General features: G+C 65.5%; 9 protein-coding genes. 2 read left to right on the top strand and 7 right to left on the bottom strand.

Features of this window, described 5'->3' with window-relative positions; all coding sequences use genetic code 11:
- From AC1DQP_RS03680 to AC1DQP_RS03665, 4 genes are all read right to left on the bottom strand, one after another.
- Positions 1–8,177, bottom strand: an 8,177-nt coding sequence (locus tag AC1DQP_RS03680) for a two-partner secretion domain-containing protein (protein WP_478051121.1), incomplete at its 3' end; no start/stop codon positions are given.
- 21 nt (positions 8,178–8,198) lie between these two features.
- Positions 8,199–9,920, bottom strand: a complete 1,722-nt coding sequence (locus AC1DQP_RS03675; RefSeq protein ID WP_457318561.1) for a ShlB/FhaC/HecB family hemolysin secretion/activation protein — start codon at positions 9,918–9,920, stop codon at positions 8,199–8,201.
- A gap of 452 nt (positions 9,921–10,372) precedes the next feature.
- Positions 10,373–11,995, bottom strand: a complete 1,623-nt coding sequence (locus AC1DQP_RS03670; RefSeq protein ID WP_478051120.1) for an L-lactate permease — start codon at positions 11,993–11,995, stop codon at positions 10,373–10,375.
- A 48-nt stretch (positions 11,996–12,043) separates the two neighbouring features.
- Positions 12,044–13,048, bottom strand: coding sequence for a 2-hydroxyacid dehydrogenase (locus tag AC1DQP_RS03665; protein WP_478051119.1), 1,005 nt, complete (start codon positions 13,046–13,048; stop codon positions 12,044–12,046).
- Between the two features lie 149 nt (positions 13,049–13,197).
- On the opposite strand from AC1DQP_RS03665, the gene AC1DQP_RS03660 reads away from it, so the two are divergent.
- Together AC1DQP_RS03660 and AC1DQP_RS03655 are read left to right on the top strand one after the other, a co-directional pair.
- A complete protein-coding gene (locus AC1DQP_RS03660; RefSeq protein WP_457318558.1) occupies positions 13,198–13,533 on the top strand; it encodes a hypothetical protein in 336 nt (111 codons plus the stop codon).
- A 362-nt stretch (positions 13,534–13,895) separates the two neighbouring features.
- Entirely contained in the window at positions 13,896–14,738 is an 843-nt protein-coding gene (locus AC1DQP_RS03655) for a GGDEF domain-containing protein (RefSeq protein ID WP_478051118.1), read from the top strand.
- A 108-nt stretch (positions 14,739–14,846) separates the two neighbouring features.
- Here AC1DQP_RS03655 and AC1DQP_RS03650 read toward each other — a convergent pair whose 3' ends face one another.
- The 3 genes from AC1DQP_RS03650 to AC1DQP_RS03640 all read right to left on the bottom strand — a co-directional run bounded on the left by AC1DQP_RS03650 (position 14,847) and on the right by AC1DQP_RS03640 (position 21,444).
- The gene (locus tag AC1DQP_RS03650) at positions 14,847–15,179 is read right to left on the bottom strand and encodes a hypothetical protein (protein WP_478051117.1); all 333 of its coding nucleotides are present in this window, start codon (positions 15,177–15,179) and stop codon (positions 14,847–14,849) included.
- A gap of 15 nt (positions 15,180–15,194) precedes the next feature.
- On the bottom strand, positions 15,195–16,103 hold the full coding sequence (locus AC1DQP_RS03645) for an RHS repeat domain-containing protein (RefSeq protein WP_478051116.1): 909 nt from the start codon (positions 16,101–16,103) through the stop codon (positions 15,195–15,197).
- 112 nt (positions 16,104–16,215) lie between these two features.
- The gene (locus tag AC1DQP_RS03640) at positions 16,216–21,444 is read right to left on the bottom strand and encodes an RHS repeat protein (RefSeq protein ID WP_478051115.1); all 5,229 of its coding nucleotides are present in this window, start codon (positions 21,442–21,444) and stop codon (positions 16,216–16,218) included.
- Positions 21,445–21,645: the final 201 nt, after the last annotated feature.

Raw genomic sequence — 21,645 nt, 5'->3', positions numbered from 1 at the left:
GCGTGTCGGGTAGTGGTGGTGCTGGAGAGCGTTTTCTTCTTCTTGTCGACGCTGTCCAGGCTGTAGTCATGCGCTTCGTTGACCGAGAGCAGGTTCACGTCACGGCCGGCGGCCACGCTCACCGCGCCTTCGGCACTGGCGACCTGGGCTGCGGTGAGAGTGACGTCGCGGCCCGCAGTGAGCAGCAGGTTGTCGCCCGCCGACAGCTGGCTGCCTCGCACGGTCTCGTCACGCTGGGTGACCTGCAGCGAACTGCGCTTGCCCGCATTGCTGAAATCACGCGCGGTGCTGTCCACCAGCGCCTGGCTGTTGATGTCACCACCCGCCTGCAGGGCCATGCCGCCGTCCGCCTTGATCTGCGCGGCGGCAAGGTTGATGTCCCTGCCTGCAGCCAGCACCACGTCGCCGCTGCCCTGCACGGTGGTCACAGCATGGGTGGTCTGGCTGCTGCGCACATGGTTGCGGTCATCAAAGGTGGCGTCGCTACGCTGCCCGAGCGCCAGTGCACCCACATCCAGACTGCCGCCTGCCGCCAGCTGGGTGATGCCGTCTGCGCCCACATTGAGGATCTGCGCAGCCTGCAGGCTGATATCGCCACCGGCGACCACCGACAGCACCCCTTCCCCGCCGGGATTGGTTACGTAGAGGCCGGCCACGCGATCCAGCGTTGTGATCTCATGCCGCGACGTACCTTTGCCGGTGAAGGTTTCCACGGTGGATGCGACGGTGACATTGCCTGCGGCCTGCACCGACAGCGCGTCGGTGGCGGTGACGCTGGCACCGGAGATAAGAATGTCCTTGCCCGATGCCAGCCCCACGTACTGCCCGGAGATGCTGCCGCCAAGGTGCTCGATGCTGCCTGCGTCGATGGTAACCAGCCGGCGGCCGGCGATCTCACCGGTGTTGACCAGACCATTGCCCAGAGTGATGTCGACGTTGGCGCCGGCCAGCAATGCGCCCTGCTCGTTGAGGTCGCCCGGGCGCAGGCGTAGATAGACCTGCGGCACCAGCGCGGTGGTGGTGCTGCCGTCGGGCAGGGTGATGGTCTGTTCGACCAGCCAGACGATGTCGCTGGTGAGCTGCGCCATCTGGGCTTCGGTCAGTGCCACGCCGGGGCGCAGGCCCCATTCCCTGGCAACCGTCGCACCGGCTTCGAGCAGCGCCCGGTACTGTGTTTCATCGTCCTGGAAGTTGCCGACGTAGCGGCGCCCGGTCAATTCACCGATCTGCTCGCGTACCAGCTTCTGTTCGTAGAAGCCATCGCCCAGGCGTTTCTGCACGGCATCGGGTGAGTAACCCATCTGACCAAGCAGGTAGTCCGAACTCAGCCAGGTCTTTCGGTCTGTGTAGTTCGGGTCGGTTTCGACAAGGTAGCTGCCACCATTGGGGTTGACGTTGAACAGGCTGGCGTTGGGTGCGCGGGTGTCCGGTGCGCCCATCGCAACGCGGTCTGGGGAATCACCGGCAGCAGCCACCACGCGCCCACCAGACACCGCGCCATTGTTGGCCACGCCCCCCACGGCACCGCCCTGGCTACTGCCTGCCGCATCAGCCGACTGCGCCTGCGCGCGCCCGGCCTCTGTGCCGGACGCATGGCCCGGCCCCTGCGCTCCTCCTGTGCCCGCCCCGTCCAGCGTCCTGGGCCCCTGCACGTTGAGGTTGGCCATTGCCGCCCCATCCTGCACGTTGGGGGCGTCGCGCCCTTGGTTGAGGTTGCTCAGGTCACCGACGTCGATGCTCAACGTGCCACCACTGGTGATGCTGCCGCCGATCTTTCCGGTCACCTCGGAAATGGACGGATTGCTCCAGGTAATGGTGTCGCCGCCGAAGGTCCGGCTGACGTTGTTGAACGCGTGTGTCCGGTGCAGCGTCTGCGCCAGATTGGTGACTTTCGCCGTCGCGGTCAGACCGGTGACCTGCAGGTTGCCGCCTGCGGCGATGCTGCCGTAGCGGTTTTCGAGGCTGTCGGTGCCGATGTGCATCGCACCGCCTGAGCGGATGACCGCATCCGCACYGGCTCCCGGTGCCAGCAGATCCTCGGTCACGGTACGGGTGGCGATGCGGTACTGCTCGTTGCCACTGGTGGAACTTCCGCCCGAGAACTGCGGGCCGGTCAGGGTCCGGTCGGGATCGTAGTCCTTGTACGTCCACAGCTGCACGCAGTCGGTGGTGCAGGTGCCGTAGGCGCTGGAGTACGTCAGGTTGTCCTCGACGTAGCGGAACGGTGTCGAATCGGGGTGGAGCGCGCTCAGCTCGGTGAACGGATCGTCCGCACCACTGGTGACCTGGTCCGGATTGACCTGGTTGTCCTGACGGCCGACGTAATACAGGGTGACGGTGCCGTCCTGCACGTTCAATCGCGAACGCTCACCGGACGCTGCGTACAATCCACCACGACCGAAGAAGTAAGCGCTGGTCTGCGCTGTCAGTCGCACCACGGCACGGTGTACGGTGAACCCATCCGGCGTGATATGCGGCTCGTCCTCGAGAATGTCGGCAGGGTTGAGGTAATACACCTCATGGGCGCTGTAATGGCTGGTACTGCGGATATCGGAGGTGCCATTGTTGCCGTTGCGCCACCACGAAGGCCGGTCCATGCGTACCGGGGCTTCCACCTTGGTGGTTTCGGTGACGACCACGTTCTCGCGGATGTTGTTGACTGCCTGGGCATTGATCGTGAGATCACCGTCCACATCAATGACCGAACTGAGGTTGTCGATGCGCCCCGCCACGCCCGCGGCCAGGCGATCGGCCCCCAACGTTCCACCAATGGCAGCATCGCCGCCGCTGTAGATCAGCCCCTTGTCGGTGTTGATCAGTTGGCCAACGCCCATGTCCAGGCGCTCACGCGCGGCGACGGTGGCCACGCGGGTGGCGCCGTTCGCGGTCTCGGCACGGTTGCGCACGGTGCCGGCGGAGATCGCCACGTGGTCGCCATAGATGCGGCCCGTGCCGACGTTGTCGAGCGTACCCGCTTCCAGGTGGGTGACCACGCCGTCGATCAAGCCGCGATTGGTGAGCTGCCCGCTGGCGCCGAGGTGGGTGGTGCCCTGGCTGGTGATTTCCGCGCCGGCGATGTTGTCGATGTTGCGCGCGTTGAGGTCGAGGTTGCCGGCGCGCAGGATGCCCTGGTTGGACAGATCGCCCGCGGTGGTCAGCGTGAGCGTGCCGTTGGAGATCAGCTCGCCATTGAGGACCATACCTTCCTGCAGGGTCAGCGTGGCATCACGCTGGGAGTGCAGCTGGCCGTCGCCGGTCAGCGCGCGCGCGGTCAGGCTCTGGTTGCCGTCCGAGCGCAGCAGGCCGGCACTGTTGCTGACCACGTCGGCGCCGATGTCCAGGCTGGCGCCGGCCGAGATCAGGCCATTGGCGTTGTCCAGGCCCGCGCCGAGCTGGATGCGGCTGCCGGCATCGGTCAGCAGTTGGCCATGGCGGTTGTCGAACGATTGCGCATCCAACTGCAACTGGCCGGCCTGCAGGCCAAGGGTGTTGTCGCTGGTGCGGGTGTTGCGGTTGTCGACGCTGCTGGCCTTGAGCGTCAGCGTCTGGCCGGCGGCAACGGCGCCGCCCTGGTTGTCGAGCGCGCCGCCCAGGCTGAGATCGAGATCGCGGCCGGCCTGCACGCGGCCGGCAGCGTTGTTCAACGTCGATGCCTCCAGCGACAGGTCGGCGGCGCTGGTCAGTGCACCGCCACCACTGTTGTCGACGCTGGCCAGCTTCAGCAGCGCATCGCCCTGGGCCAGCAGCACGCCRCCACGGTTGTCGAGGAAGCCGCCATCGATGCGCAGGCCGCCGCCAGCGAGGATGCCRCCATTGCTGGCCGATGCAGTATTGGTCAGGGCGTTGGCGCCGACATCCACGGTCAGCTGGGTCTGCGACTGCAGGCGGCCGCCGCTGTTGTCCAGCGCACCGCTGCGGATCTGCAGCGCGCCGGTCTGGCTGCCGATGGTGCCGCTCTGGTTGCCCAGCGCGTAGCCGCGCGTGTCGATGTCGACCGCGCCGCCGATGATCTTGCCCAGCTGGTTGGACAGGCCCGAGGCACGCAGCTGCATCGCATCGGTGGACTGGATGACGCCGCCGGCGTTGTCCAGCGCGCTGGTGGTGTCCAGCTGCAACGTGGTGCCTGCGAAGACGGCGCCGCCGTGGTTGTCGAGCGCGCCCGCATCCAGCGCCAGCGCGGCGGTGCTGGAGAGCAGGCCCTGCGCGCTGTTGTCCAGGCGGCCGTCGACCGTGACGGTCAAGCCGCTGCCGGCGGCGTGCACGGTGCCGCCACGATTGTCCAGGCTGGCAGCCCTGAGCACGCCGCTGCCGCCGAGCAGGATGCGGCCCTGCTGGTTGTCCAGTGCCTGCGCGATATCCAGCGTGGAGTGGCCGCTGCCTGCCGCCTGCACACTCCCCTTCTGGTTGAAGAACTGCTGCGCCGACAGGTTGAGCAGACCGTTGCCGCCGATATTGCCGCCACGGTTGTCCAGCGTGCTCTGCACGGTCAATCGCAGGGCCTGGTCCCCGGTGGCGGTGAGCGTGCCCCCGGCGGTGGTCAGGGTGCCGGTATCGATGCTGATCGCGCGCGCGGAGGTGATGGCCTCGCGCAGGTCGGTGCCCTGCCCGGTCACGCTCAGCGCGCCGTTGCTGAGCACGGTGCCGCGCTGGCCCAGCAGGGTCTGCGCGTCGATCTGCAATGTGCCGTCACCGGCGTGCTGGACGGTGCCTGCGGTGTTGTCGAAGGTGGTCGCCTGCAGCAACAGGTCGCCGTTGCTGGCCACGGTGCCGCCGGCATTGTCGAGTTCCTCGGCGAGGATCTGGCTGGCGCCGCTGCCGCTGGCCACGATGCGGCCCGCGCGGTTGTCCAGGTGGGTGGCCTGGAGGTCCACGCGGTCGGCGCCGAGGGTGGCGTTGCGATGGTCCAATTCGGTGGCGCGCACGGTCAGGGCACCCTTGCTGACCAGGGTGCCCGCGCTGCCATCAAGCCGATCGGTGTGCAGTTGAAGACCGCTGTCGCCGGCATGGCTGATGGTGCCGGCGGTGTTGATCAGGTGCCCGGCATTGATCGTGAATGCATCCGCATTGCTGGCGATCACGCCCTCGGCGTTGTCCAGCACGCCGCTGACCGTCCACGTACTGGTCGCGTCGCCGGCCGCGCTGAGCGCGCCCTTCTGGTTGGCTACGCTGGCGGCCTGCAGCGCGATGGCGCCATTGCCCGCGATGCTGCCACCGCGATTGTCCAGGGCACCGGTGAGGTGCAGGTCGAGCACGCCGTTGCCGGTCGCGCTGAGGGTGCCGCCAGCGGTGCTGAGGGTGTCGGCGTGGACGCTGACGGTCTCGGCCTGGGTGGTACTGGCCGTGCCGAGCAGCAGTTCGCCACCGTCCAGCTGCAGCGCGCCCAGGCTGAGGATGCGTCCGCCGGCGCCGTGCAGGGTGTCGGCGGTGATGTGCAGGCTGCCATCGCCGGCGTGTTCGATCGCACCGCCGGTATTGTCCAAGCGGCCGGCGTGCAGGGTCATGTCACCGGTGCCGGCCACGCGGCCACCGCCGGAGGTGTCCAGCAGGCCACGGGTCGTCACCTGCAGGTGCCCGCCTTCGGCTGCCAGCACGTTGCCGCCCTGGTTGAGCAGCTGCTGGGCCTGCACCTGCAGGTCACCATTGGAGGACAGCGTGCCGCCACGGTTGTCCAGGTCGCCACGCACGCGCACTGTGCTGCCGTGCGTGCCGGCACCCAGCAACGCGCCCTTCTGGTTGTCGATGCGACCCGCGTCGATCTGCAGCCCTGCATTGCTGGCCACGGCGCCGTTGCGGTTGTCCAGCGCGGTGCGCAGGCTCAACTGCAGCGCGCTGGTACCCAGCGAGGTGAGCTGGCCGCCGACGTTGCGCAGGGTGTCGGCGTCGACCGTGATCTGTTGGGCGGTCGTGGTGCCGCCGCTGAGATCGAGCTGGCCGCCGGACAGGCTCAGCGCCCCGTTGCTCAGCAAGCGACCTTCGCTGCCCTCCAGCGTATCGGCATGGATGCGCAGCGTGCCATCGCCGGCCTGCTGGATCAGCCCCTTGCTGTTGTCGAGCACGYGGGTGTCGAGCGTGAGGTGGCTGTTGGCGGCGATGCTGCCGCCATCGCGGTTGTCCAGGCGCGCGGCACGCACCGCGCTGCCCTGGTTGCCCAGCGACAGCAGGGTGCCGCCGCGGTTGTCCAACGCCGAGGCGATGATCTGGAAGCGGTCGGCGCTAAGCGTGCCGCCGTGCATGTCGATGGTGCCGGCCGACCAGTCCAGGCGACCGCCTGTCCGCAGGCTGCCAGCCGCACCGGTCCACGACTGGGTGTACAACATCAGGCTGTCCTTGCCGGCATGCTCGATGCGTCCGCCCGCATTGCTGACGTTGCCCACGTGGAGCAGCAGGCGCTCGGCGTTGGAGACCAGCAGGCCCTTGTCGTTGTTCACCTCGCCGTGCACGGTCCACGACGCGGCACTGGTGCCGCCGTGGTGCAGCTCGCCGCCGCGGTTGTCCAGCGACTGTGCTTCCAGTTCCAGCAGCCCGGCCACGCTGAGCGTGCCCTGCTGGTTGGACAAGGTGCCCGCGCGCACGTTGGCATTGCCGTGCACCTGCAGGGTGCCCGCATCGTTGACCAGCTCACCGGATGCCTGCAGCGACGACACGCCGATGCGGCCGCCGCCATTGTCCAGCCCGTTGGCCGCGACCAGCGAGGTCGTACCGCCGTTGGCGATGCTGCCGCCGTCGTTGTCCAGGCTGCCGGCGATGCTCACTGCACCGGCGGCCAGCGGCGCTGCCGGGGTGGGCGTGGTGACCGGGGCGGGCGTGCTGCCGGTGCCTGCGCCCGGCGTCGCGGTGCCGCCATCGCCGGGGCTCGGCGTGGAAGTGCCGTTGCCGGTCCCACTGCCGGGTTCGCTGCCGCTGTTGTCCGTGGCCACGCTGTCGAGCGCGCCGATCATTCCGGCGTCGCGGTTGGTCAGCGTGCCGGCGGTGACCGCAAGCGCCTGCACACCGGCCTGCTCGATGCTGCCGCCGCGGTTGCGCAGCGTGGCGGCCGCCACCTGCAGCCGCTGCGCATTGAGCGTGCCGCCGCTATTGTCGAGCTGGCCGGCCGCCTGCACCGTCAGCTCGCGGGCGGCGGCGATCGTACCGGCGTTGCGCAGGTCCTGCGCGACATCCAGGCGCACGTCCTGACTCGACTGCAGCGCGCCGGTGTTCTCCAGCCGACCATCGACGGTGACCACCAGTTCGCCGGCCTGCGCGCCGATGGTGCCGGCGTTGCGCACACCGACGCCATGCTCGTTGCCGACCAGCCAGATCTTGTTGGCGAACATGCCGCCCAACGCGCCTACGTCCAATGCAAACGTCGGGGCGTCTTCGGTTGCGGCCGCCGCCGCCACGCTGATGGCATCCACGCCCACCTGCTGGTTGCCGAGGCTGGCACGCAGCTGGTTGGCCCAGATGCCGGCGTTGACCTGCAGCGAGCGGGTGATCAGATCGGTGTAATCCACGCGGCTGGTATCCAGCCCGTCGCCGCTGATGTCGATCGTCCCGCCCGTGACCCGGTAGCCATCCAGCGCGCCGCCCTTGAACACCGGCGTGCCGGTGGTGAGCGTCACCCGGCTGGCATTGAGGAAGCCACCCCCGTTGACCTGGATGCCGGCCGGGTTGGCGATGACCACTTCAGCGCGTTGGCCGGCCACTTCAATGTAGCCATTGAGGCGGCTGGCCGGCCCGTTGACTTCGTTGAGGATGACCTTGGCGCTGCCGGTGGCCAACCACGGATTGCCCTGCACCCAACCACCGAGCTGGGTCTGGGTCTGCCCGCGCGCATTGTTGAGGATGGCCCCTTCCGGGCCGACATCGAACTGCGCATAGCGGTTGCGCGATACCCCGCCGGCGGACGGCGTGGTGATATTGACCATGGGCACGCCGTTCGGCCCGGCCAGCACGGTCGGGCGTTCGTTACCCGGCGCAGTGGGATCGGACACGATTCGCCCGGCCTGCGCCTGCGCGACCGGCACCAGGCTGACCCAGCCCAATGCGCACATCAGCGCAAACCCCAACGGCGCCAGCGCCGCACTGCGCTCGCCCGGCGCACGCTCGCCACTGCCGCCGCCGCTGCCGACCGCAAGCTCGGAAGCCACCTGCCAGACCATCAGGGCACGATTGAACACCAACCGGTAAACACGATTCATTTCACACGTCCTTGTGATGGTTCAGTAGCGCCACGCCAGGCTGAAGCCCAGCGTGGTGTAGTCGGTCGGGTAGTTCTGCGGCTTGTTCAACGGCGAACCGATGAAGCCATCCCACGAGAAGCGTTGCCAGCCACCACGCAGGCCGATGGCCATGCCCGCCAGATGATCGCCGGCCTGCCATTGCGTGGATGGCCCGCCGATGCGTCCGTAATCCATGCCCAGGTAAGCCTCCTGCCCGCCGCCGAGTCCGACCGAGAGATCGTTGCGCACGGTCCACCCGCGTTCACCGCTGAGCGAACCCTCGCCGTCGAAGCCGCGCACGCTGTAACGCCCGCCGATGGAGAAGCGGTCCTGCGGCGACAACGGGGTGCGGTTCCACTGCGCGCGCCAGGCGGCGGTGTAGCGCAGGCGCTGCTTGCCCCACTGGAACGGCACGCTGAGCTGGGCATCGGCCACGATCAGTTTCATCCGCGAGGTCCCTTCCAACGGAAGGCCGGGATCGAAGGCCCAGGCGTTCTCTTCTGGCGAACGCAGCGCATCGAAGGCGCCGGTACCGCGCCGGTAGGCCACGTTCGCATCCAGCGTCGCCGTCCCCAGGAAGTGCTTGTGGCCCAGGCCGATTTCCCAGCCGGCGGTGCGCCGTCGCTGCACCTCGATCTCGGTGTCGTCGATGGCATTGCGCGACTCGCGCCACCAGCCGCGTCCGTACATGCTCAGCTTGACGGTGGCATTGCGGAACAGCAGGCGATCCACGCGGACTTCGGCGTTGCGGCTCTCGCCACTGTAGTCGTAGCTTTCGTATGCGCCGAGCACGGTCTGGCGGTAGTCGTAGCCGCTGGCCGTCGCGCCGAACAGCCAGTACCCGAACGGCACGTCGTAGTGCGCGGTCCAGCTGTCGGTGTCCTTGCCCGCACCGTTGAACACCCCGCGCCCCACGCTGACGTAGAACAGCTCGTTCAAACCCAGCGGGTTATCCAGCGACACCGTGCCGTTGGCCTGCAGCTTGCCGGTGCCGCGGCTGCCCGCATCGTCCAGGCTGACGCTGGCGCGCACCGGCAGGCGCTGCTCCCAGGCAATCATCAGGTCGCTCTGGCCCGGTGCAGCGGCGTCGCCCTCGGCCGGCGCGATGCGGATATCGGCGGTCACGGTCGGCACGCGCTGGAAATTTTCCAGGCCCTGCTCGATGCCACGCAGGTTCAGGATCTGGCCACCGTGCAGTGGCAACGCATTGCCGATCGTGGTCCGCGCCTTGGCGGGATCGACGAACACGGCCGTGCGGAAGCGCCCCGGCAGCACCGAAAGCACCAGCGTGCCACCAGTGAGATCCTGCGGTGCCGACAGCACGCGTGTGGTGACGTAGCCACGGGCGATGATCGCGTTCTGGATGCGCTTCATCACCAGGTTGATGCCTTCGGTACCCAGGCAGCGGCCGATCGCCGGATCGCCGCCCGGATCGGTCGCGCGCAGCGCCCACTGGAACTGCGCGGCGTCTTCGCCGTCGAGCACGATCCGATCGATACGGAAGCACGGGGCCTCGCGCGTGGGCAGGCGCTCGATCGCATCGGTGGCCGTTCGTTCCAGACGAACGTCCGGCCGCGCCTCCTGCTGTTCGCGCAACGCGCGCTCACGCTCCTGCTGGCGCAGCAGTTCCTGCGCACCGGCCTCGGCCACCTGTTGTGCCGATGCCTGCGCGGTCATGCCTGCAAACAGAAGAACCCACCCACGCCGGCGTCCACGCCCCATCCCAATCATCCCTGTCGTTGCATCCATTCGTACGTTGAAGCGYCGGCGACGCCCCGCGCATTGCGCGGAACCCGCTTCCGGAGCATGTATGTGTCGACCGTCGCAGTGCCGCACCACGGCACCGGGGCCTGCATCGCCCAGCGGTTCGACGCTCGCCCGCCGTATCGGCAGGCGGATCAGATGCTTTAGCGCGCCTCCCGCTTGCGTACCGATGCCGTTCAGCCAACCGCCACCACGGTGCCGCCACCGCGCGACCGGTTGGGGTGCGCGATGGAGCAGGTCTGGAAGTCGAATGGCCGTGTGGTCTGACCGCCCGGTGCCACCGCTTGAGGGGCGGGAACCGGGCGCAGCCGCGATTGCGCGGGCAAGCCGGGGCGGATCTTACGCGAGCGGTCTGCGCATACCAAGCCTGCTTGACGGAAGTGACCCGACAGGCCGTTACGCAGCGGCACTCAGTGCAGCAGCACCGACAACAACAGCGTGCACGCGCACACATAGCCCAGCAGGGCCAAACTGATCGCCAACGTCGTGCGCATGATCGCCGACTCCTGGCCGACCAGCTTCACCGCAGCGGCGGCAATGGCGATCGATTGCGGCGACACCAGCTTGGCCATCACCCCGCCGGCGGTATTGGCCGCTACCAGCAGCGCGGGGGAGACGCCGATCTGCGTGGCCGTAACCGCCTGCAGATGGGCGAACAAGGTGTTGCTGTTGACCACCGATCCGGTGATGAAGACTCCCAGCCAGCCGATCACCGGCGCCACCACCGGGAACAAGCCGCCGGCCTGGGCCAGTGCCAAACCGATCGTGGACGACGCGCCGGAATAGTTGGTGATGTAGGCCACGGCCATCACCAGGGCCACCGTCGCAAGCGGCTTCCACATCTCCCGGCCGGACTGCGCCAGCTCCTCGCTGGCCGAACGCACGCTCAGCTTGGGCGACAGCAAGACGGTAAGCAGCGCCGCGATCAGGATCGCCGTACCGGAGGCGTTGAGCCACCCCACAGTCCAGACTGCCGGCAGTGCGCGTGCACTGGCGACCAGTGGCGGCAGCTCCTGCACGCGCTGGTCGAGCAGGCCGATGGGCAGGTGCAGCACCGTTGTGCCGAGCACGCCATCCGCCGCGAACAGCACCTTGAACGCGGGCAGACTCCAGACCAGGATGGTGGCGGTGAGGATGTAGAAAGGCGACCACGCCAGCAGTACCTCCCGGAGCGACCAGCGCCGGCTGGAGACCGGCGGCGCGTTGGCTTCGCGGTAGATCCGTTTCGGGCGCCAGACCTGCATGAACGCGGCCAGGCTGCCCATTGCCGCGAGCGGCCCGATGATGTCCACCAGCTCGGGCCCCAACAAATGCAGCACCAGCGTCTGCGTGCCGCTGAAGACCACGCCGACCACCAACAGCACCGGCCAGGTTTCGCGCACACCGCGCCAGCCGTCCAGCATCATCACCAGCAGCGCCGGGAGCAGCAGGGCGCAGACCTGTACCAGCGGGATCAGCATGAGCGACATGTCGCCCAGCGCCACCCCGCCCTGCTGCGCACCCACCAGCACCGGGATGCCAATGGCGCCGTAGGCCCCTGCCGCGCCGTTGGCCACCAGACASAGCATGGCTGCCTTGAGCGGGCGGAAGCCGAGTTCCACCAGCAGCGCCGCGCAAATCGCGATGGGCACACCGAAACCTGCCGCGCCTTCCAGGAAGCCGCCGAAGCAGAACGCGATCAGCAGCACCTGGATGCGCTGGTCGTCGGAGATGGTGGCGATGCTGCCGCGGATCACCTCGAACTTGCCGCTGCGGATGGCCAGCTTGTACAACCACACCGCCATCAGCACGATGAAGCTGATCGGGAACAGGCCGTTGGCGATGCCCAGCAGCGCCGCGCCACCGATGCTGCCCAGCGGCATGCCGAATACCCAGGCCGATACCACGGCCGACACCAGCACCGCCAGCAACGCGGCGGTGAGTCCCTTCAGCCGCAGCACGGTCAACGCCAGCAGGAATACCAGCACCGGCAGCGCAGCCAGCAGCGCCGAGAGATTCGCGTTACCGAGCGGGTCGTAGTTCTRGGGCCACATGGTCAGTCCCTGCTGGGTGGGTTGACGGAGGAACGGCGGCGAACGGGGTCAGGCGGCGGTAACGAGGTTGGGACAGGGGCTTCCCGCGGCGAAATCACCGAGGTTGCGCAGCGTGATCCCGGAAATCTCCTGCAACGCCTCCATTGTGAAGAATCCCTGGTGCCCGGTGACCAGCACATTCGGGAACGTCATCAGCCGCTGGAACGTGTCATCGTCGATGATCTCACCCGACCGGTCTTGGAAGAACAGCACGCTCTCCTGTTCGTACACGTCGATGGCGAGGTGGCCAAGGTGGCGCGACTTCAGCGCACGTATCACCGCCTGGGTATCCACCAGGCCGCCACGCGAGGTGTTCACCAGCATCGSACCGGCCTTCATCCCGGCCAGCGACGCATCGTTGATCAGGTGATGGGTTTCCGGGGTAAGCGGGCAATGCAGCGAGACGATGTCCGCGCGAGCCAGTAGTTCATCGATCGGCACGAAGGTGCCGATCGATGCGAAGGCGGTCGACGGGTACGGATCATGGCCCAGCACCGTGCACCCCATGCCCTTGAAGATGCGCGCGGTGGCCAGGCCGATCTTGCCGGTGCCAACGATGCCCACGGTCTTGCCGTACAGCGTGCGGCCCAGAAGACCATCGAGCATGAAGTTGCCTTCGCGGACCCGGTTGTAGGCGCGGTGGGTCTGACGGTTGAGCGTCATCACCAGCGCCAGCGCATGTTCGGCCACCGCCTCGGGCGAATAGGCCGGGACGCGCGCTACGAAGAAGCCCAGTTCGGCTGCCGTGGCGAGGTCGACATTGTTGAAGCCGGCGCAGCGCAGCAGGATCGCGCGCACGCCCAGCGCGTGCAGCGCATCCAGCACCGCCGCGTCCAGGCGGTCGTTGACGAAGACACAGACGGCCTCGCAGTCCTGCGCCAGCGCGGCCGTGTGGATGTCCAGGGAGGCGTCGAAATAGAGGAATTCAAACGATTGCGCGGCATCGGCATGTTGATTGGCCTCGTCCAGGAAGCGGCGGTCGTAGGGACGGGCGCTGAATACGGCGATCTTCATGAAGCATCCTCTGCGGGAGAAGCGCGCGGCGCGGCCTTCCAGGCACCTTACGCGGTAACGCGTGACAGGATCGCGCGCATCCGGTGGTCATGCAAACCTGCCGCTCTGGCGACCTCGCTACAATGCGGCCAACGACTGGAGCAACTTCCTTGAGCCTGACGTCTCGACTATTGCGTTGGTGTGCCACCCCTGGGGGCCGGCGTGTCCTGTTTGCCATCACCACGGCGATCGTCCTGCTGGTAGCGTGTAATCCGTTGCTGTTACCCCTGCTGCCGGTGGTCGATGCCGTTGGTCTGGATGTGCTGGCCTTGCTGGTCGGGGCCCAGGCGCTGGCGGCGCTTCCCTGGCTGGCAGCTCTGGTGCGGCGGGGTATCACGCCTGCACGGCGTGTACTGGCAGGCCTCCTGGCCGGTGCAGTCGGCGGCTATCTGAGGCAGCTTCTGTTCGGCGGATACTGCCGTGGCGTCCGGTTCGGACAGGGATAACAGGCACTGTCGGGGGCAAGGCAGCACGCATGCCCAGGCCGCGGTCATGCGCTTGGACAGCGCATGACGCCCCAGCGCTGCCCGCGACAGACCCGCCCGCCATCGTGCCCTGGTATTCGCCACTTCAGCAACGCCATTGGCAGAAGTACGTGGGCACTTTTGAGAGGTGCGGCCGTCGCAGCGGCCAGGGTAAACCGATTGCGGTGCTTTCCCACGGCTTCGGCACCGAGCAGACGGCGTGGACGGCAGTGCGACCGTGGTTCGGGGGCGCGCTTCGACGTGGTCTCCTTCGACCTCGCCGGCTGCGGCCCCAAGGGTGCCGATCGCGGACGGCAGCCGGAACGCGGTGGCCTCCACTGGCAATGCGATGCCGCGAGGCGCTGCGTGACCGGGACCTGTTCGCCCGATTTGGCGGCGCGCAGTTCATCGCGTTGCTGTCGGCGCCGGTCATCAACGAAGTTCCTGTAGCGGTCGAGCGACTGCGCAGTGCGATTGCCGCCGATCCCATCACGGTGGGCGGCACGCGTATCGCCGTCTCGATCAGCGTGGGCGCGGCCATTGGCGAGGCACTCCCCGGCGGGGATCAACCGCTCCTGGAGGAGCTCGTAGCGCGCGCCGATGAAGCGCGTTACCAAGCCACGACCGAGGGCCGCAACCGGGTGCGGATGGCGGATCCGGTACGGCGTAAGCGCTGGATGCCCGCCCCTGTTGCTTGCCCCGGGACCGCCGCTACACTCAGGCCATCCGGGCCCCACCTCGAAGGACGCAACAGGGATGTTGTCTGCCCGCTGGTACGCCGCTTGTGCTTGGCCGCCGCCCTGTTTACCTCTTCTGCGCTGGCCTGCGCAGCCGATGCCCCGACCGCCGAAACCCCGTTGCAGCTTCAGCAGCGCCGCCTGGATGCGCTGCGCCTGATGGCCGACGCGTCCTCGCCATCCAACATGCCGGACCGCGAGGCACTGGTGAAGGGCATGATCGTGGTGATGGCTGTCGCAGATCCCGCGCTGCTTCCGGACGGGTGGACCGGAATCGCTGCGCAGGGTATCAGACCATCGCCTCGCACTACCCCGAGCGCACATCCGCAGCTGGAGCGGAGGCAACCTTTCCCACAAACGAAAAGCCCCGGCCTTGGTCGGGGCTTTTTGTTGCATCTACGGTCACGGTCAATGAKATGTCCGAGGCCATGCACGGGCAAGTTGCGATGATTTCTTGAAGCAATTTCAACCAACACCGCATGCAGATGGGATGTGTTAGTCCTTGTCATCGCATTATCTTTGGACTTGCGCTATTCATCATTACACGAACAGGCAGGCTCAGCTCCAGATAACGATGCTACCGTYGGGTCCATTCAGTTGCATGGCTTCTGGACCGGAGTACCCATCTTCTGTCAAGTCGACGGTGAGAAATTTATCGCCCGAGAACATCATGGTCATTTTGATGTCATCGACCAGGCAATCGACCAACTTCAATCGGAGCGACGTATGTGTCAGTGGGCCCGAACGCTCGTCACAGGAGAGCGTATATTCGTTATAAATATGAAGCGACCACCCATCATCAGTTCCAACCTGAACCTGCTCATCCTCGAAGGTCAACGTTACATGCTTGCCCTTGAGATGTTGAAAAATTTCTGATCGATACTCATTCATGTGACGTATCTCACCCTACTTGATTGGAAAATGCGACTTTGAATTGGGCAAGGTCTTTCCTGAGTTTGGATCAACGCCTTGCTTGCCTGCGTTTTCATATTTTATGTAGCCAGACGGGTATCCGGGGCTGGCTCCCTTTGGCGACGTCGGATCCATCATCCGCATGGTTGCCACTTGTCGGTTGGCGCCCCCCGCCCCACCTGTAAAGGCGACACCGGTTTGCTTGCCCCCCGGATTTGTCACTGGAGAGGGCCCTGTTGAGCCTGGAGGCACAGGAAACGCCGTTCCGCTTGATGAGACAACAAAATTCGGAGAGGAAGCAGGTGCTGGAGCGGCAACTGAAGCAGATGTTGATGCCGCTGCTGTTGGTGCAGGTAGTGCCCGAGACTGTTGTGCAGAGTCGATTGCGCCTGTCATCAACGAGGCGGCGGCAGGACCAATGACGGGCGTTGCTCGAATTATCGCGTAGGTCAACACAAGCGCCGCGGGACCAAATGTGTCGTACGCAGCAGGATCGCTTGCTACCGAATCAGCGTGTCGCTCTGCTGCGCGCTCCTGACGACCGTCAGGGTCATTAAACCGGTAAGGATTGTCTGCAGCGTATGTGTATCGGTTAAAGGATGATCCAGGATTTTCGTGTGGTGTCACCGGATCCACCGAGAGGAACACCCCCAGCTGCGGATCCATGTACCTTTGCTGCATCTGGCTTAGCCCAGTTGCAGCATCACTCACATGCCCCGCATACCCCGGCCCATCGGCAACAGGAGCACCTACGACAGCGCCATAAGGCTCGTAAGTGATGCGCTCGATCACGTTGCCGTTGGCATCACTCTTGGCTACTACCGAGCCCAAGGCATCGGTGTGGACGTACGTGACCGCTTGAGCGCTGACGGGGGACACCGCCGCCATGCTGGACATGAGCATCCAGCACACCTTCCCCTGCAGCCTACCGCGCCCTTGGGCCACCCTCTTGAGTGCTGCAGAGCATCGAGATATGCCGTCCACCACCTTCCTCAGGGCAATTGCGCGGACAAGGTCAGCCATCGATCTCTCCAATAGTCAGCACCTGCGGTGTAGGGGGATTCGACCAAGGCGAGCAGCCTGCGGCATTGCAAGCCCTCACTTGGTGCGACGCCGCGCAGTAGGTCTGGTTGCTTGAGCCAACCTGGGTCAACGGGCCGCTGTACACGTTTGCGATGCCATTCTTTAGCAACTCATACGTGGTAGCTCCCGCCACCGGCGTCCACCACACAGAGCAATTGATCCGTATCGGTGGCTTGGCCGACTGGAACTTGGTATTCGACGTAATCCTAGGCGTCGCAGGCGGCAGCGTAACCACAGTGGACGCAGTGTTGGAATACCCACTACAGCCTGCAGCGTTACACGCGAGGACACGATAACCGTAGTTGGCGTCCAATTGCCCGCTCACCGTGCGCGACGTGGCGCCCTCGCGCTGGACCTCACCCCAGCCGCCGCTGTTGACACTCTGCTCCAGCCGGTACTCCGTCGCCAACGCTACTGCGTTCCAGCTGACGGTGTAGCTGCCCGTGTTGCTCGAGGCAGGAGCGCTCACAGACGTCGCCTGCGGAGGCTGAAGCGATGCCACACTCACCACGTTGGAGTACACCCCACTCCAGCCAGCGTCGTTGCCGGCACGCACCCGATAGCTGTAGTTGCCGGTCGGCTTGCCCGAGATCGAAAGCCCAGTCGCGGCGAGTTCACTATAGACCGCCCAACCGGCGCCATTGGCGCTCTCCTCGACGCTGTACTTGTTGGCATCGGGTACGGAAGACCAGCTGACGGCAAAATTTCCGTTCAATGCCACGGCAGGTGCGGACAGGCCAGGTGAAACGCTGGGCGGCGAGAAGGCCACCACAGACACTGTCGCGGAGAACGGCCCACAACCGGCTGCGTTGCATCCGCGGACGCGATAAGCGTAGCTGGCAGCCGGACGTCCCGCGTACTGCATGGCGTTCGGTGTCGTGGTCGGACTGACGATGGACCAACTACCCGAACCCACCATCTCCTCCAACGCGTAGCTGCTGGCGCCGACGACAGCAGACCAACTAACAGTGTAGTTACCGTTGGGGGCCTGCGCGGGCGCAGCGAGCGCGGGAACGCCCGAAGGCGAGAGCTGCATCACGGTAGATGCGACTGCACTCCAGCCACTGCAGTTGGATACAGCCATGCAGGCGCGCACCCGATAGCTGTAGGTCGCGCCCGTCTTTCCGTTTGCTGCCCAGCTCACCGCTGCACCGGTCTGGATACCGCTCCAGCCTCCCGCATTGACCTGCTCCTGCAACTCATAAGCGGTCGCCGCATCCACTGCGTTCCAGCTCACCGCGTAGCTACCGGAATTACTGAACGCTGGCGCCTGCAACACAGGGGCCACCGGCGTAACGATTGTTGCCACTTCGGCCACCAGGCTTCCATTGAGGTGAACGTATTCAATGTTCTTGCCCTGGCGCGCATTGTTCTGGCGCCGCAAGACACCATCCTGGCCGTACATGGAAAGGATCGTGGCTCCCGCTGCATCGATGGATGCAATGCGACGACCATGCGCGTCATACCGGTAAGACTCGATGCCTACCGCACCACGCAACCGGTTTCCGTAGTCGAAGTTGAATGCCTGTCCGTTGCGGTTGCTGAGGTTGCCCTGCACCCCGTAGCTCAGGCCGATCGTGGTAGCACCGGCGTTGCTCTGGACGTTGGTCAGGCGATTGTTGCTGTCATACCAGTAGTTATGCTCTTTGACCCCGAGCAGCTTCGCGCCGCGCAGATTGTCGAGCACATCGTAGCTATAACGCATCACGCCATCGCCGCCAAATGCCGGGGAGATGGTCTGGGTAAGGCGGTCGAGCCCGTCATACTGCATGGATCGGGTGCGGCTGGCATCGAGTGCGTCGTCGATCCGGGACACGTTGCCGACGGCATCATACGCATAGGCGTTATCAAGCACGCCACCATCGACGACACGAGCAGGAAGCTGGCGGCTGCTCTGCGTCATGGTATGCACGATCCCATTGCCATAAGTGAACTGCCGCATTCCGCCATTGGGGTAATACGACACACCGCTGGCGTAACCTGCCGCTCGCGTTGGCTGCCCCAGCGCGTTCGGACCATAGTCAATGCTCATCCCGCTTGGATACACGACGCTGGCCAGCGCGCCGTTGGCGTCGTACCCATAGCCGAGTGACCAGTTGACCACTCCCGCCTGCTCCGCCGTTTCCCCAACCAGCAGACGCCTGCGATTGTAGGCATAGGTATTGATCGCCTGGCTGGCGCCCGCATCGTTGCTGGTCACAACCTGCGAAGGCCTGCCATCGTTGAAGTAGCTCCAGGTCTGGTTGCCGTTGCCGTCGGGAAAAGACAGCGTCTTGAGCCGATTGCGCGCGTCGTAGGTTCGGTCCACGCGCCGTCCTGAATCAAGCGCAGCCTGGACGTCGCAGTTGGCCGTACTGGCCAATGCAAGTCCCGACGCCGTCCAGATGACGTTGCCGGCGCCGTCATACCCGGTCGCCGTGGCGCCGGTCTCCGGTTCGACGGATTTGCACAGTTGCTGATGACCGTCATAGACGTAGCTGCGCGTGACAGAAAGTGTTCCGTCTGCGTTTCTTCGCCGAATCGAGGTGGGCTTTCCAAACACGTCCCGGGCGATATCGGTATAGGCGCCCTCTGGATGGTCGATCCAGACCGGGACGTCGTATCCGGGCTGGTCAAAGACCTGATAGCCGCTCACCGTCGCCTGGCCCCGCGGGTTTGTCGTCCGTGTCTGGCCGTTGGGCAGGTACTGCGTGACTGTGCTCAGCAAGCCAAGTTCGCTGTCCTGCGACACCGAGGTAGCCCGACCCAGAGCGTCGTAGTCGCTCCACGTGCCCGTAGTGAGCGTGTCGGTCGTCCCGGAATAGGACGCGAACACCTGCCGGCCTTCTTCATCGTAGGCAAAGCGCTGGAATCGCTGCGTTGCCGCGACATCGGCCGCATCGTACTCACGGGTGACGAGCGGTCGCCAGAGTGCGTCAAGGAAGGTTTCCTTTCGAGCGTTGCCGGTCGCCACCACCTGCCGCCAATGGCCCGGCCCAATCCCGTACTCGTCGGCGCCTACCTGGGCGAATGCCTGCGTGGTGACATTCCAGGCCACAGAGTCGGCTGCCGGATACGTGATGCTGGAGACTCGCCCCATCGCGTCATAGCCATACTGGGTGGCGAAGCCGTTCTCATCGGTGATCGAGGTGATCCAGCCATTGTCGTCGACGCTGGCGGCAAGACCCTGCCCATCCGCCCAGGTGATCGATTGCGGATTGCCGCGCTTCCAAGCGCCCAACGTGGTGGTATTGCCGTTGCCATCCTTGACGGTCGCTATTGTGCCATCAGCATGATAGGTGAGCGACTGCTGCAGCTTGCCGAACGACCACGACTGCGAGGGCATCGCGTTGCCATCAAACGTCGTCTGCGATACCACCGCACCGGTGTCTGCATTGGTTACCGCACTCACCTGACCAAGCAACCAGCGGGTTGTATCGTCGCTGTACTGCGTCGTGTCGGTGCGGGAGTGCCACGGACTTGCGCGGGTGGCGCTTGTCGGCCGAGCGTAGGCATCGAAACTATTTGTGGTGGCACGGAACGTGGTTCCGTCCTGCGACACCGTCGTACTGACCATCGGACGCACCTTCAGCGTGCCGATGTCATCGCCCCCGACCCTCAGGCCGTAGTTGGGATGGAAAGGCTGGCTCGCCAGTTGCGCATCGGTCATCAGCTCGGAACGGGTGGTTGAAAGCAGATTGCCTGCGGCGTCGTACGTTCTGGAGCCCATCAACTGCCCATCGTTCCAGGCATAGAGGAATCCATAGTCATAGACGACCCGGGAGCCGTCGGGCTTGTTGATCGTGTTTGCCTTGGTGGTCGGGCAGCTCTGGCACGGATAGGCAACCGGCTGACCGCCGCCCCACAACGCCTGCCGTTCACGCGTGTACGAGTAGGTCCATAGCAGCGGCTGTGGAATGCCAGGGCCGCTCAGTTCCTTCGATACCAGCGACATGATGTCGAACTGGTTCGGCGTACGCAGGACGTAGTAAAGATCCTGCCCGTTCACCCGACTGATGCATTCGCTGCGCTGCACACCGGCCCGATAGTGCCGAAGGTTGGTGAAGTTGAAGCGGCCTTGTGCACCTGACGGGTGCCGGGACACGACTTCATAACTGGCCTGCAGCGCATCCGGTCCGCCCGCACACGTGATGCCGGTCTCTCCATCCCAGAAGTCAAAACCCGGCTTGAGATTTCCCGCATAGGTGTACTGCCATGCGCTGCCGTCAGGCAGCATGACACCGCCCAGGTTTCCCGCACCATCGTAGCTGTAGGTCCAGTTCCGCCCGTTGGTGGAGGCCGTGACAAGACGGTCGCCCTGATAGGCCAGGTCCAGTCGGCGGACTTCGCCATTACGATCCTGAGCCACGATGGCCGTCGGATTGCCCTGCCCGTTGTAGCTATAGCTCAGCGTATTCCCGAAGCGATCGGTAACCTTGGTGGCAAGCAGGAACATCCGGGTGCGCGCAATCCTGACCGGGGGATACATCGGTCCACGGCTCTGCTGCATCGTGCCCGCCGGGCGTCCTACCGCGTAGTTGAATTCGAACCGACGCCCGTCGGCGGTCTGCATGGCAAAGCCCTCGCCGGACATGCCCGCCTGCATGGGAATGCAGCTGAAGGCATCGCGCTCGCGGCTGGCCCAACGGTGAGGGACGCCGTCATTGGGCACTGGCACGCCAGACTCGGCCAACAGCATGGGGCGATCGCCCTCGCCTGGGACATGGATGCTGAAGCCCTGGAAGATGTCGAAGATGCTGATTGCACCACTGAAGGATATCTGCGGCGCCACTGCGACCGAGCAACGCTGGTCGGTCAGCCCCCCGGTGGAATMCAGCCCCCTCCACAGCACCGCGCTATCGAAGGTTGCTGAGATATGGGGTACATCCAGATCCCAGTTGCCGATGCCCCGAAGCTTGGGCGCCGCAAGGGGCTCGCCTGGGCCAATCGGCGTCAGCTCCACCGAGAATCGGCGGGTAAGGCGGACGGGCATACCCGAACCGGTCAACTCGATATCGGTGACGGCGAAATCGGTCGCGCCGTTGTAGACGCTGACACTGTCGCCCATCAACTCGCTTTTCAACGCGGTCAGCGTCTGGGCCGCCTCGACCCGCTTGCTGTATTCCTGATAGGGCTCAACGGCCCCGACCTCGCTCAGCATCATGCACAGCACAGCTGCCACGCCGACACGGCATGACCAAGAATTCCAGGCGCCCAAGCCCCCTCTCCCTGTTGTCAGCTCCTGCCGGAGCGTTCCTTTCGCGACATCGCTGTGCGGAATCTATCAGATATGAGCGGGGCGTGAACAAACAAACAGATGCAAACATGGAGCAACGCGACGGCTTAGTCCCACGGATCCTTCCGCTGCTCGACACGTCCGGCC

It is taken from the genome of Stenotrophomonas sp. P5_A8 (assembly GCF_056400545.1).
The sequence above is the reverse complement of the archived record's forward strand: the minus strand, read 5'-3'. Positions and strand labels throughout refer to the sequence as shown.

Excerpts from the sequence above, each read along its gene's own strand:
- AC1DQP_RS03675 (WP_457318561.1), bottom strand. The coding sequence starts at position 9,920 with ATGGGGCGTGGACGCCGGCGTGGGTGGGTTCTTCTGTTTGCAGGCATG.
- AC1DQP_RS03645 (WP_478051116.1), bottom strand. The coding sequence starts at position 16,103 with ATGCTCATGTCCAGCATGGCGGCGGTGTCCCCCGTCAGCGCTCAAGCG.